General features: G+C 43.8%; 9 protein-coding genes. 5 read left to right on the plus strand and 4 right to left on the minus strand.

Annotated elements, in window-relative coordinates:
- Positions 1 to 3 precede the first annotated feature (3 nt).
- From NFU07_RS04445 to NFU07_RS04455, 3 genes are all read left to right on the plus strand, one after another.
- Complete coding sequence (locus tag NFU07_RS04445; RefSeq protein WP_251475266.1) at positions 4 to 3,177, plus strand: efflux RND transporter permease subunit; 3,174 nt, start codon at positions 4 to 6, stop codon at positions 3,175 to 3,177.
- 480 nt (positions 3,178 to 3,657) lie between these two features.
- Positions 3,658 to 4,686: a LysM peptidoglycan-binding domain-containing protein gene (locus NFU07_RS04450; RefSeq protein ID WP_251475268.1), complete on the plus strand. Its 1,029-nt coding sequence runs from the start codon at positions 3,658 to 3,660 to the stop codon at positions 4,684 to 4,686.
- Between the two features lie 162 nt (positions 4,687 to 4,848).
- Positions 4,849 to 8,052, plus strand: a complete 3,204-nt coding sequence (locus NFU07_RS04455; protein WP_251475269.1) for a hypothetical protein — start codon at positions 4,849 to 4,851, stop codon at positions 8,050 to 8,052.
- A 39-nt stretch (positions 8,053 to 8,091) separates the two neighbouring features.
- Here NFU07_RS04455 and NFU07_RS04460 read toward each other — a convergent pair whose 3' ends face one another.
- From NFU07_RS04460 to NFU07_RS04475, 4 genes are all read right to left on the minus strand, one after another.
- On the minus strand, positions 8,092 to 9,501 hold the full coding sequence (locus NFU07_RS04460) for a glycosyltransferase family 2 protein (RefSeq protein ID WP_251475271.1): 1,410 nt from the start codon (positions 9,499 to 9,501) through the stop codon (positions 8,092 to 8,094).
- The gene (locus NFU07_RS04465; protein WP_251475273.1) at positions 9,498 to 10,550 is read right to left on the minus strand and encodes a HEAT repeat domain-containing protein; all 1,053 of its coding nucleotides are present in this window, start codon (positions 10,548 to 10,550) and stop codon (positions 9,498 to 9,500) included. The genes NFU07_RS04460 and NFU07_RS04465 overlap by 4 nt, the downstream gene beginning before the upstream one ends.
- Before the next feature lie 185 nt (positions 10,551 to 10,735).
- Positions 10,736 to 11,440 (minus strand): GDSL-type esterase/lipase family protein, encoded by a 705-nt coding sequence (locus tag NFU07_RS04470; RefSeq protein ID WP_251475275.1) that lies wholly within the window; start codon positions 11,438 to 11,440, stop codon positions 10,736 to 10,738.
- An 80-nt stretch (positions 11,441 to 11,520) separates the two neighbouring features.
- Positions 11,521 to 12,078: a DUF4126 domain-containing protein gene (locus NFU07_RS04475; protein WP_251475276.1), complete on the minus strand. Its 558-nt coding sequence runs from the start codon at positions 12,076 to 12,078 to the stop codon at positions 11,521 to 11,523.
- 289 nt (positions 12,079 to 12,367) lie between these two features.
- Between NFU07_RS04475 and NFU07_RS04480 the strand changes: the two genes are divergently transcribed.
- Together NFU07_RS04480 and NFU07_RS04485 are read left to right on the plus strand one after the other, a co-directional pair.
- Positions 12,368 to 12,577: a hypothetical protein gene (locus NFU07_RS04480; RefSeq protein WP_251475278.1), complete on the plus strand. Its 210-nt coding sequence runs from the start codon at positions 12,368 to 12,370 to the stop codon at positions 12,575 to 12,577.
- Positions 12,564 to 13,865 (plus strand): glycosyltransferase, encoded by a 1,302-nt coding sequence (locus NFU07_RS04485; protein ID WP_251475280.1) that lies wholly within the window; start codon positions 12,564 to 12,566, stop codon positions 13,863 to 13,865. The genes NFU07_RS04480 and NFU07_RS04485 overlap by 14 nt, the downstream gene beginning before the upstream one ends.
- Positions 13,866 to 13,877 lie beyond the last annotated feature (12 nt).

Genomic DNA, 13,877 nt, shown 5'->3' on the forward strand with positions numbered 1-13,877 from the left:
GGATTGAAGAAAATTATTGATTTTTCATTGAACAACAAGTTCGCTATTTGGATCTTGACGATCATGGTTGTTGTTGCCGGCCTTTATGCTGGCTTGACCATGAAACAAGAATCCATCCCAAGCATTACCCTTCCTGCTGTGACCGTTGTCACGACGTATCCAGGTGCTGCACCGGATGAAATAATGGAAGAGATTACAATTCCTATGGAACAGCGGATTCAAAACATGAGCGGCGTCGAACTGATGACATCCACTTCGCTGGCCAATGCTTCCACGATCCAGGTCCAATATGCTTTTGAGGTGGATATGGACGAAGCGACACGCGAATTGGAAGATGCTTTGTCACAGATTTCCATTCCCGAAGCTGCAAATGAACCACAAGTATCACGCGTTAGCCTGGATGCTTTCCCGGTTCTTGCGTTGAGTGTCAGTAAGCCTGGCAGTTCGTTAGAAGAATTGACTGCAGATGTAGAAGAACATGTCCTTCCAGCGGTCGAAGGCATTGAAGGGTTGTCTGAGGCCCAAGTTTCTGGGCAGCGTGTCCAGAAAGTGACGATGACTTTTGATGAAGCTGCTTTAGCGCAATATGGATTGACGGAAGAAACGATCCAACAACTGATCCAAGGCTCGAATCTTACCTTCCCGTTAGGATTGACGAATTTCGATGGCGAATTGAAAAACTTGGTCATTGATGGCAATGTGACGACTGTGGATGATTTGAAGAACCTTCAAATCCCAGCAGTCCCTCAATCTGCGCAAGCACCTTCGGGTGATGCAGCAGCCGGCGCTCCGGGAGCTGCGCCTGAAGCACCTTCTGCACCGGCAGCCCCAGCTGCACCTTCTGCTGAAGTGCCTGCTGCAGCCGGAATCCCAACTGTCGCATTAAGTGATTTAGCGGAAATTGAAGTTGTCAGTGAAGCGGAATCCATTTCACGCACAAACGGCGAAGAATCGATCGGCCTTTCGATTGTGAAATCTCCGGAAGCCAATACAGTGGAAGTTGTAAATGGCGTAAAAGACGTCATCACTGACTTGGAAAAAGACTTTGATTTAACTGTCGCAACCACATTTGACCAAGGGGAGCCGATCGAACAATCGGTTGAAACGATGTTGAGCAAAGCCCTATACGGCATCTTGTTTGCCGTTGTTATCATCTTGCTCTTCCTGCGCAGCTTTAAAACAACATTAATATCGATCATTTCGATTCCTCTATCTTTATTGATGGCGATTTTCCTATTGAATCAACTTGATATCACGTTAAACATTATGACGCTCGGTGCTTTGACCGTCGCAATCGGACGTGTCATTGACGACTCGATCGTAGTTATAGAAAATATTTACCGCCGCATGGCATTGCCTGGTGAAAAATTGCGCGGCAAAGAATTGATTCGTGAAGCAACACGTGAAATGTTCCTTCCGATCTTCTCTTCTACTGTTGTAACCATTGCCGTATTCTTGCCGTTAGCTCTTGTCAGCGGACAAATCGGCGAATTGTTCTTGCCATTCGCATTAGCAGTTGTTTTTGCACTTGCCGCATCTCTGCTCGTTGCAATAACAATCGTTCCGATGATGGCCCATTTGATGTACGGCAAACAATTGAAAAACTTGGATGCCAATAAATCAGTGACCAAAGAACACAAACCTGGAAAAATGGCAGCTGGCTACAAGCGCATTTTGGAATGGTCTTTGAACCATAAGATCATCACATTCGGCGGAGCTGCTGTACTTCTCGTAGCGAGCCTTTTCTTAGTACCGGTAATTGGTGTAAGTTTCTTGCCTGAACAGGAACAGAAACTGGTAATGGCTACTTACAGCCCGGAACCTGGACAGACGCGTGAAGACGTTGAAGAAATTGCCCTTAATGCAGAAAGCGCAATCGGGGAACGCGATGGCGTCACTTCTTATCAATACTCGCTTGGCGGTGGAAATCCATTGACAGCGATGGGCGGCGGCGGAGATAATTCCGCGTTGTTCTATATTGAATACGATTCTGATTTTGAAGAATTCAGTGAAGAAAGCACGAACTTGATCGAAGAGTTGAACGAAAATACAGAAGCGGGCGAATGGAGCAGCCTCGACTTTGCCGCGATGGGTGCAACAGGACTTGAACTGTTCGTCTACGGCGATAATATCGAAGACATCCAATCCGCTATTGACCAAATCCAACCCATCATGGAAGAACATGATGAATTGGAGAACACGGAGTCGAGTTTGACTGAAGCTTACGATCAGTTCACTTTAGTCGCAAACCAGCAGGCATTGAGTGAAAGTGGTTTGACGGCAGCTCAAATTGGCATGGCTTTAAGCAATGTCGGTGAAGCTCCAATCTTAACTACTGTGAAAAATGAAGACAAAGATATTAATGTTTATATCGAAACAGAAGAAACAACGTATGCAGGAATTGACGACGTGACAAACGTCCAAATTCCGACAGCACTTGGCACCACTGTTGCCGTTGGCGATGTGATGGAAGTCGAAGAAGGCAAATCGCCGGATACCATTAACCGCAGAGATGGCCAAATGTACGCTTCATTGACTGCAGATGTGCTTGGAAACAACGCAGCTGCCATCACTACTGAAATCGATGAAAAAGTGGCGGACCTTGATTTGCCTTCAGGCGTTTCAATCGACCATGGCGGCGTTACCGAACAAATCAATGAATCATTCAGCCAGCTTGGCTTAGCGATGCTTGCTGCGATTGCCATTGTCTACTTCGTTCTTGTCGTAACATTCGGCGGAGCACTTGCTCCATTCTCAATCCTTTTCTCGCTGCCTTTCACTGTTATTGGTGTATTGGTCGCGCTATGGATTACAGGAGAGTCGTTGAGTGTCAACGCATTGATCGGTGTCCTGATGCTGATCGGTATCGTAGTGACGAACGCAATTGTCTTGATTGACCGGGTTATCCACATGGAAAAAGCCGGACTTACGACACGCGAAGCGCTTCTTGAAGGCGGCGTAACGCGTCTCCGTCCGATCTTGATGACGGCTCTGGCAACCATTGGCGCATTGATCCCACTGGCTATCGGTGCTGAAGGCGACGGCGGTGGATTGATTTCCAAAGGACTTGGCATTACCGTAATCGGCGGTCTCGTCAGCTCCACTTTATTGACTTTGGTTATTGTACCGATTGTGTATGAAGTGACAGCGAAATTCCGTAAAAAGCAAGTCGATTAACTGGAAGCAGCCCCTTTCAAATTGAAAGGGGCTGCTTTTTTCCTTTAAATCGTGGACGAATGAAGGCGAACGCACCTTATTATGAAAGTTTCGCACCTCAGACCGGTTTTTTCGCACCTTGCATCCAAGTTTTCGCACCTCAACATGAAAACTTCGCACCTCACGCACAAAAGCATCGAAAAGCCTGCTGAACTAAAAAGTTTAGCGGGCTTTCTCTTTCTCCTTTTTCCATGATGACAACCTTTTCTATCAATCATGGTTTATTCTGTTCAATTAAAGTACGATAAGATAATTAGTACTTTTTATATACATTTTTTATAATACAGATAAATAAGTGATATTTAATAGTGATAAAATGATATAATGTAATCATAAAATAGCACAAAATAATATATTCTAACTCATTAATAAAATTATTCATTCCAAACTTATACATACGCATTCAACTAAAATGCGTTATGAAAAAAAGGGGTGGACAATGTGAAAAGCAAGCTTCTCAAAATTGCCGCAGCCTTCCTATTAATTCTTTATACCGCCCTCTCATTCTCGCCGTTTGCTGAAGCAGCCAGCTCTAAATTCATTTCAAAAGCCACTACCTCAAGCAAAGTTGTCGCGTTGACGTTTGATGATGGATCTGATGGCACCAATATCCAAAAAATCCTCAATACTTTGTCGGCGAATAAAATCAAAGCGACGTTCTTTCTTACGGGTTCCGGTGCAAATAATCATCCGCAAGCTATCAAAAATATTGCATCCAGCGGCCATCAACTTGCCAACCATTCCTACTCTCATCCCGACTTCACAAAATTGACTGCGTCTCAAATAAAAGCTGAACTGGACAAAACAGAAGCTGCTGTCAAAAAGATCACGGGCAAATCCACGAAGCCTTTATTCCGTGCACCTTTTGGAGCTTCGAACGCAGCCGTCTTAGCGGCAGTTGGAAATGCCGGATACACGCATACGATTCAGTGGAATATTGATACCTTGGATTGGAAAGGCGTATCATCCACAGCCATCACCAATAAAGTCGTCAATAATATCGTTCCGGGCTCTATTGTTTTAATGCACACTGGCGCCGGGGCATCCGGAACTCCGGGTGCGCTTCAAGGCATCATCACCAAATTGAAAGCAAAAGGCTACTCTTTTGTGACTGTATCCCAACTGCTAAAATTGCCTTCCGCCCCTCCACCTGCTGCCGGCAATAAGTACACGGTCAAAGCGGGAGATACGCTTTACAGCATCGCGAAACGATACAATGTCACGGTAAATGCTTTGGCTTCCGCCAATAAGATTGCAAGCCCGTATATCATCCGTGTCGGCCAAGTATTGATCATTCCAGGCAAGGCTGCACCTCCTGTTGCTTCGGTGAAATATACAGTCAAAGCAGGTGATACGCTTTACAGTATTGCGAAAAAGTACAATTCGACTGTAGCTAAAATTGCCGCAGCCAATAAAATCCCAAGCCCTTACATCATAAAAATTGGGCAAGTATTGACGATTCCCAGATAAGTTTTTTTGTAAAGCAGCCATCTCCTTTGGCTGCTTTTTTGTTGACATCTTTTCCTTCTTTCGTTTAAAAATCACCTCTTTCAGCCTAAGTAAAATACAATAATTCCAATTTAATTTACGCTATAATTGAAGCTGGATTCAATTTTGCAGAAGAAAAGAGGAATGCCGGTGCGAAAAATTCTATTTTCCATCTTCGGGCTCATCATTATATTCGCTTTGCCTTTCGCTTTCTGGTTTTTACAAGAAAAAGAAAATTTACAAGTCGCCATTATCGATAAAACGGTGCCTAACGAAACCTACCGTGAACACCACGGTTTGACATGGCTCTTAAATCATATGGGCTATTTGAAAAATGACGATTCAGCTTACCAAGCCAGTGTAGACTATTTTGGCTTTAAGCCGGATGAACAAAATGAATCCTATGAGTTAAACGAAATTCCGGAGGATTTCGGCGACACGGATTTTATCTATTTAGCCGATACTTACGGAGTCTACCAAGAAGATCTTGCTTGGAATGAACAAGGCCAGGAAGCAGAAGATGCTCCTTCATTGGTCTACGGAGGACTTGAAATGGCCGAATGGCAAAGCATCCAAAATCAGGTTGATGCTGGAGACAGCGACCTTGTGGTGGAATTTAACACGCTCGCCTCCCCCACTTCCATAGACGTACGGGATACGGCTGCAGATTATTTAGGGATTCAGCCAACTGGCTGGAGCGGCCGAAAATTCAATGAACTGGATGAACAGCAAGAGGAAGTCCCGAAATGGGTTATTTCCCGTTATGAAGAAGCAGGAGATCGCTGGAACTTTGCCGGCGCAGGTTTTGTTCTGACAAATGACCAATCCGGCGAAATCCTGTTACTTTCAGAACAGGAAGGGCTGATTGGCGATGATGGGATTCAACTGGATTTCACAGAAGCCGGGCAAGAGCTGTTTTCAATGCAGGATTCTCCTGAATTCACTTATTGGTTTGATATTAATGAAGCAGCTGAAAGCAGCATCTTAGCCAATTATAAATGGGACCTTTCAGAAAAAGGAAAAGCATTATTAGCTGAAAATGGAATTCCCTCGTCTTTCCCAGCCATCGTCCATCAGCAAAAAAATACGGCTGAGACGTTTTATTTTGCGGGGGATTTTGTGGACATTGCAGAAGTTCCAAGCTTTTATCAATTTGCCGGATTTGCGAAAGTGCGGTCTTGGCTATCGTTTGAAAGCATTTCAGGAGATACAAGCTTCTTTTGGAAAACCTACGCTCCGATGATGGAGAAAATTCTCGAAAACACTGCTTCTCCTGAAACGGTTGCCGCTGCTCCGGAATTGGCAAATGATGAAGGGATCGCTTACCCAGCACGGGTCAATGGCCAGGATTTCCAGGTCTATGAAAATGGCGAGTGGGAGAACTTCACTGTCAAAGGGGTCAATATGGGGATGGCAAAACCAGGAACTTTCCCGGGGGAAGCTGCAATTACCCGGGAAGAATACGATCGCTGGTTTAAACAGATCGGTGAAATGAATGCCAATGCTATCCGGGTATACACATTGCATCCACCCGCTTTTTATCAAGCTTTGAAAGCCTATAACGAGCAAGCAGACCAGCCTTTATATGTTTACCACGGCATCTGGATTGACGAGGAGCCGCTTGCCGAAAAACTCGATGCTTTCGATCCGGAAATCACGGAAAGGTTCCAGACAGAAATCCGGACATTGATTGATGTCGTCCACGGCAGCGCAGAAGTGGAACCGCGTCCCGGCCATGCTGCTGGAACATACGATGCGGATATTTCTCCTTACGTCATCGGATGGATTGCCGGCATTGAGTGGGATCCGGTCATGGTGGATCAAATGGTGGACAAGTATCCAGATCTCGGTGAGTTTGAAGGAAAGCATGTTTATACAGAAGGCGCCAGCCCGATGGAAAATTGGATTGCACAGCAGCTGGACATGCTCGCTTCATACGAAATGGACAATTATCAGAGCATGCGCCCCTTAAGTTTTACAAATTGGGTGACTACGGATAATTTAGAGCAGCCTTCAGAGCCAAGTGAAAATGAAGATATTGCAGAAATCGATCCCAACCATATTAAAATGACAGGGCAAACTGAAAATGTCGGAATGTTTGCTTCCTATCACATCTATCCTTACTACCCTGACTTCTTGAATTTAGAGGAAAAATATACGGAGTTTATTGATCATCGCGGCGAGAAAAACAACTACGCCGGCTATTTGAAAGACTTAAACGACTCGCATGAAATGCCAATATTAGTAGCAGAATTCGGCGTGCCCGCTTCCCGCGGTAAAACACACGAAAATCCATCCGGATGGAACCAAGGTTTCATTTCCGAGAAGCAGCAAGGCGATATTGCCCAACGCCTTTATGAAGATATTCTAAATGAAGGCATGCTTGGCGGCCTTGTATTTACGTGGCAAGACGAATGGTTTAAGCGGACGTGGAATACCATGGATTATGACAATCCAGATCAGCGTCCCTTCTGGTCGAATGCGCAAACAAACGAACAGCAATTCGGCATCTTGAGTTTTGACCGCCACAAAGTGAAAGTTAACGGCGTGGATGACTGGGAAACGGGTGAAACGCTTTATGAAAAAAATGAAGGTGCCATGCAGTCAATCGAAATGGATCATGATGAACGCTATCTATACATCAAAACCACTTTTGACGAAGCTGATAAAGCCTGGTGGGACCTTCAACAATTCCATCTGTATTTCAATATTCGCGACGGTAAAGGAATTCCGGTAGACACCGGTGCTGCTGCACCATTCAATGCCGATTTCCATTTGCAGATTAACGGCAAAGAATCCGCACGTCTGCTCGTGGCAGGAGATTACGATTCGTTCTACTACGATTATGCAGAGAGGCTTGAAATGATTCCGGAATCGAAAGAAGACATCTCGACTGTCTTCCATCCGATCCGTCTCGCTTTGAGCAAAGAAATTACACGCCCCGATACCGGGGAAGTCTTCCCGTTCTCTTCTTATGAAACCGGTGTGCTGCAATTCGGAATTGCCGATCCGAATAGTGAAGACTACGACTCACTGAACGATTATTACTATTCGGAAGAAACCGGTGTACTGGAAATCCGAATTCCATGGATGCTGCTCAATGCCAAAGATCCGAGTCGAAAGGAGTTTGCAGGCGATTTCTGGAAAGACGGCCTTGAATCTTCCATTACGGCAGAACGGATCGCGGTTGCAGCAACTTTGACCGATCAGGATGAGAAAATCGTTGATTCATTTGCTGGCGAAGAACCGGCGTCGTACACGTGGGAAACTTGGGAGCTTCCGGAAACAAACGAACGCTTGAAACAATCCTATTACATCCTCCAGGAATTCTTTGGAAAGATTGAATGAAAAAGGAGTTGTCCCAACTATAATTGGGACAACTCCTTTTTAGGTAGGCGTATCGTCTGAGAAAACGCCTTTTCGTTCCATGTCTCCCCACGCGTGCTTTTTGCGGAGCGAATAAATCAGGCCTTGCACGCGCCAGAAATTAGCCAAAATCCGATACCAGAATATTTCTGTCAGTGCATAGATGTATAAAATGAAAATGCTTTTGACGTCCGGATATTTATGATAGGTCCATTCCTCTAACAGCACGGCAAGGGCTGACAAAAGGGATCCGTATAAAATCATGACGAGAAGCATCACTAAAGCAATTTCAGTATCAACAAACGAAAACAGCAATCCGCTGATAATAATGCCATAGCCGATGACTTCAAAAACAGCACTTAATAGCTCGATGAATAAATAATAAGGCATGGAAAACATACCGATGCCTTTATATTTCGGATTGAACAGCATCTTCCGGTGGATCCAAATCGTTTCCGCTAATCCGCGCTGCCAGCGGATGCGCTGTGCCCGCAAGGAAGCGATTGTACTCGGTGCTTCTGTCCAGCAAACCGGATCTTGGATATATTCGATGCGCTGATTGGATTTCTCTTCTTTGATCGACCGATGGATCCGGACGATCAATTCCATGTCTTCGCCGACCGTTTTCGTATTATAGCCACCGACTTTAATAACCCGGCTTTTCTCGAAAACACCGAATGCACCAGAAATGATCAATAAAATATTCGCTCGGCTAAAACCTAGGCGTCCAATCAAAAAGGCACGGAAATATTCAACGATCTGCATCACTTCAAGCGGCCGTTTCGGCAGTTTGATTTCTGTGACTTCCCCTTTTACGATTTTACAGCCATTGGCAATTCGGACAGTCCCACCCGTTGCAGTTACTCTGCCGCTCGAATCAATAATTGGCTTCATGGTCTTCAACAAAGCGTCTTTTTCCAATATAGAGTCGCCGTCAATCGCTGCAAAATAAGGGTATTGAGAGAAATTCACCCCCGCATTCAATGCATCCGCTTTTCCCCCATTCTCTTTTTCAATCAAATAGAGATGTGGATGCAACTCTGATTGATAAGCAGCCGTCAGTTTGCCAGTCTTAAAATAGCTTCTTGCGGCCAATTCGATTCGCTTCATTTTAAAGACATCCATCAACTTTTCACTCGTTTTGTCTGTCGAACCATCATTGACCACGATGATTTCATATTGAGGATAGTTTAACGCCAGCAAAGACCGAACGGTGCTTGCCACTCCCGCCTCCTCATTATAGGCAGGAACTAAAATAGAAATCGGGTAGGTATCTTTATTGATCATGATCTCTTCAATTTGTTCCGTACGGTTCAATTTTTTCTCTCGGTTAATTTTCGGTCCTGCTACCAAGAAAAGCACAAGATAAATACTGCCGGCTGCAAGCATGTAAACAATGATGCCGAAGGATATTAGTTCAACCACGTTCATCGGTTTCCTCCCCCTTTCTTTGTCAGCATGTGTCTTGCAACATCGCGGGCGTAGGCGTCTTCGCTGGTTGAAGCAATTTCATGCAGCAAAGCATTGCCATCTTCAAACTCCTGGAGATTATCTGCCGCTGCAAAACGCACCCACCAAACCGGATCCGTGAATAACTGGATAAGCTGGTCTTTAAAATCATTCAATTTACAAGCTCCAGCCAATTTCGCCGCATACATGCGCTCTTCCCAAAAGATGGAGATGAAGAATGCTGATAACTTTTGGGGTTCTGAAATTTTGCCGTAATGCGTCAAACTCTTCATCGCTTTGATTCGCACTTCTTTTCGTTCGTCCGTCATCATTTTTTCAACAAACGGGAAAAAGCGCTCACTTTTCCGTTCGCCGTTAAGCAGAATAAATGCGTACAAAAGGTTCTCAGGCGCATCATCTTTCATAAACATCCGGGCCATGATTCTTTGGTGAAGTTCTTCGTCCATTCTCATCAATAGTTCTTTGGAAAAGCCGATAGATAAATTCGATTGTTCGAACAATACATCCACTACTTTTGGTTCCTGCAAGATGGCCGCCGCCCGAAGACATTGCCAATATTCATCGTCCTGTTTCTCTAAACTCTTGAAATGTACAAATACATCTTCTTTTAAAGATGCCATCCGAAAATCTTCGATGAAATAAAGGGAATTAATCCGTTCAGCCCAACCGCCATTTTTCAGGATGGATTTATAGCGCGGAGCCAAGTGGCGTTCTGCCAATTCTGTAATTCGTTTCCGCTCTTCTTGATCTTTGTAAGTCTCTTGAAAATCGACGAGCATTTCTTCTATAGCAGATTGCCTGATGGATTTATTTGAAGGGAGTTGAGGTTCCAACCATTTTTGTTCGGGAGCTTCGATAAACTTACTATAAATCGGCATGACTTGGCTTTTAACCCATGCTATTTTCCGTTGCCGTTTAAGTGCCTTCTGTTTGCCAAAAATTAAAACAGCCAATAAAATCAATTGCACCTCCAGTAATCCCACCACTACCCAGAGAAATGTCTGAACCATTCTCATACGCCCCTTCCATTAACACGGCTTATACCTTTTTTCATACCCTATTTTTTCTAAAATAAGTTAATTAACTTTGATGAATTGTAAATATCAAACAATAGCAAAGTTAATCTTACAATAACTGCAGCTAGAAAAAACAGATGAAAAAAGCCCCCTATTGGTTATAATAGGAGGCTTTGCATTTAATTTTCTAAACTTTTTATCCATCTATCGTAACCTATGCCTTTTAAATGGATGCCGTCAATTGTGATTTCCTTTTCCAACTGTCCATTTGCTTCTTCAAATACCGGTTGCAAATCAACATAGCTAATCCCATATTCGTTAGCCAAACTTTCAAGAATGTGATTGAATTCATCGACTGTCTCATTGGACAATTCATTATTGAAATCTTTGTTATTGATCGGCAAAATCGATTGCAGGACGAGGCGGGTTTTTGACAGGTCAAATGATTCGATGATTTTGCGCATATTTTTTTCATAAGCAGCTGAACTTGCCCCTGCCCCTATGTCATTAATGCCGATCATTATGTATACTTCTTTCGGATTTCGATCCACAACTTCAGCGATCCGGTTCAGTACGCCATTTGACGTATCTTCTGCGATTCCTCTGTTCAACACTTTCTCTTCCGGATAGTACTCCTGAAATTCTCCATGGTCGGTGATGCTGTCTCCTAGAAAAATCTTATCCGGCGCCTCCGTATCCAGTGATTCAAAAATCGCTTTTTTCTGCAGGTAATAATCCGGAAATCCTTGATCCGAAGCCAGTGAATCCCATTGTTCTTTGATAAAACCGATTCCTCCTTGTTTTGCCAGGATGAATCCCGCAATGCCGATAAAGGCAAGATTCAACGCCACAGATATGCCTAAAAACACTTTAAATTTCTTCATATTGTCCACTTCCTGTTTCTCTAGTTGCTTTTCTATGTACAATAGGAAGTATTTCCTTCTTAGCCAGGCTTTAAACCCGGCTAAGCAGCTCTTGGCCTTGAAAAGAACTTGCGGTAAAGTTTCAGGAAGACGATGATAAGCACAATCAAGAAGACAATCGCTAAAACGGGCACGATAAAAATCAAAATTGGTACAGTTGTCGCCGTTGCATCTTCAATTCCTGCTACTACCGGACTCATCAGCACGGTTTCACTTGCCCCTTTGACGGATGCCACTGCAGCATGTGAAGCGCTGGCAATGCCGCCTCCTCCAATAATGGCGATGCTCCATTCCAAAAATGGACTCATATCACCGATAAATGATGCCGTCAGTAAAATTCCTGCAAGTGCTGCTAGAGGCGTCTCCAATACTTTCATGAAAGAGCCGACAGCCGGAATGTAATTAACCGACACTTCCAGAACCGTCGCTACGCCAAATGCGATCAGTGCCGGTGTACTTCCAATCCAACCAAAGCCCTCTGCAAGCGATAGCCAGTCAGCCCGCACGAATATGCCGGTAATCAATAAAGGTGTAAAAACCCGGAAACCTGTAGTGGCACTTAAAGCCAATCCGATGCAAACTGCAAGTATCGTCTCCATCCTAATCCTCCATCCTTTGAAACGCTTTGTTCTTACTATACCTGAAAAGCGTCTCTTCAAACTTTTGCTTGGAACAACTCGTAAGAACAAGTAAGATAATTAGAATTTAATGACATGGAAGGAAAAAAAGATTATCATTGCTACTACGGTAATAAATGATTTGAATCCTCATTTGCCCTATTCATCCCAGAAACACTCCACCTTATAGTTAATCCCATCAAATTGAGAAAGAGAAGATTAAGAAAGTATACGAACCAGACGATTTACTTTGACCAAGGAGGATGTTTGTATGCATTATGTGGTGACTTCAACCTTGCCTGCTGAATTTGCAGGGCGTACAAAAGCATTATTGAAAAGAACTCGCTTGCTCAGCGAACAAGGGCAGCTTCCGATCGCCATTATTTCAACCAATTATAATCCGAATTACAAAAGCGTCTACCGGCTTTATTACAAAAACGGCTTATATCCCAAAACAAGTGAAATTAATGAATATCTATGACTTCCTATCAAAAAGAACCTATGAAGTGACAGAAGTTGAACACCCGCCTGAAGAAAAAGGATTAACTCGCTATGAACTGGAAAAAAACAAGGTTTACCGCTTTTTCGATAATGGAAAATATGTTTTATACAAAAATTATGAAAGTCCAGGCAATCGCTTGAAATTCATCGATATCATGGATCCCCACCACCGCATCCGAAAAATACGGAAAGAGTATAATCTTGCCGGACTCTGCCATAAGGAAATCATCTACAAACAAGGGACAACCTATATCTTAGAAGAGATTTTCTTAGATGAATCCGGAAAAGCCTATTTGAATAAAACTTATAACGGAACGGCAGAACAAAAACTGATACGCATCTATCTTTTCCAAGAAGGAGAGGCATTTGAATTCAAAACGGAAAAAGAATGGATTCGCCATTGTTTTGAACAAATGATTGAGAAGCATTCCACCGTCATTTGCGATGCCCGCTTTTTGGATCGCCCTTTACTGGAAATGGAAGTGCCAAAAGTTAAAAAAATCCTGCTTTTCCACAACTCACATTTGAACAGCAATGATGTGGCCGACGTGAAATCGTCCTACCGCTACGCACTTGAACATTTGGATGATCTAGACGAAATTGTGGTCTTAACGAACAAACAACAGGCGGATTTAGCTGAAGTCGTACCGGATACTCAAAAAGTAAAAGTTATCCCCCATTCCGTTGAACTGAAAAACTTGGGCTTCTCTTCAAAAAGAGAAAATAAGCTGGTGTTTATCGGGCGTTTGGATGAACAAAAACAGGTCCACCATTTGATTGAAGCTTATCGCCTAAAGCGGGATGTGTTGCGTGCATACCCACTAGAAATATACGGGGACGGCGATTATAAAGAACAGTTGCAGCAGCAAATCAATGATGCCGGCCTTCAAGAACAAGTAAAATTGATGGGGAAAACCGCCACTCCGGAAAAAATATTTGCACAATCAAAAGCTTCTTTTCTAACGAGCCGTTTTGAAGGCTTCGGATTAGTGATGATCGAAAGCTTAAATAATGGCTGCCCAGTGGTCGCTTATGACATCAAATACGGGCCGAGCGACTTGATTGTTTCCGGACAAAACGGCCTCTTGGTCCCACCTGACGATATCTATGCTTTATCCGAAGCGATGGCAAAAGCCGTAGAGACGGAGTTTCCTGATGTCCGGCCCGCAGACCGTTTCAGCGACGAACAATTCCTCGAAAACTGGCTGTCTCTTTTAAAAGAACCAAAACCCGCCAGCCCCTTCAGCAAATTTTTCAAACGGGCTTAATGGAACGGGTAA

The organism is Planococcus sp. NCCP-2050 (genome assembly GCF_023708025.1).
GTDB lineage: Bacteria > Bacillota > Bacilli > Bacillales_A > Planococcaceae > Planococcus.

Excerpts from the sequence above, each read along its gene's own strand:
- NFU07_RS04455 (WP_251475269.1), top strand. The coding sequence starts at position 4,849 with ATGCCGGTGCGAAAAATTCTATTTTCCATCTTCGGGCTCATCATTATA.
- NFU07_RS04460 (WP_251475271.1), bottom strand. The coding sequence starts at position 9,501 with ATGAACGTGGTTGAACTAATATCCTTCGGCATCATTGTTTACATGCTT.
- NFU07_RS04465 (WP_251475273.1), bottom strand. The coding sequence starts at position 10,550 with ATGGTTCAGACATTTCTCTGGGTAGTGGTGGGATTACTGGAGGTGCAA.
- NFU07_RS04470 (WP_251475275.1), bottom strand. The coding sequence starts at position 11,440 with ATGAAGAAATTTAAAGTGTTTTTAGGCATATCTGTGGCGTTGAATCTT.
- NFU07_RS04475 (WP_251475276.1), bottom strand. The coding sequence starts at position 12,078 with ATGGAGACGATACTTGCAGTTTGCATCGGATTGGCTTTAAGTGCCACT.
- NFU07_RS04480 (WP_251475278.1), top strand. The coding sequence starts at position 12,368 with ATGCATTATGTGGTGACTTCAACCTTGCCTGCTGAATTTGCAGGGCGT.
- NFU07_RS04485 (WP_251475280.1), top strand. The coding sequence starts at position 12,564 with ATGAATATCTATGACTTCCTATCAAAAAGAACCTATGAAGTGACAGAA.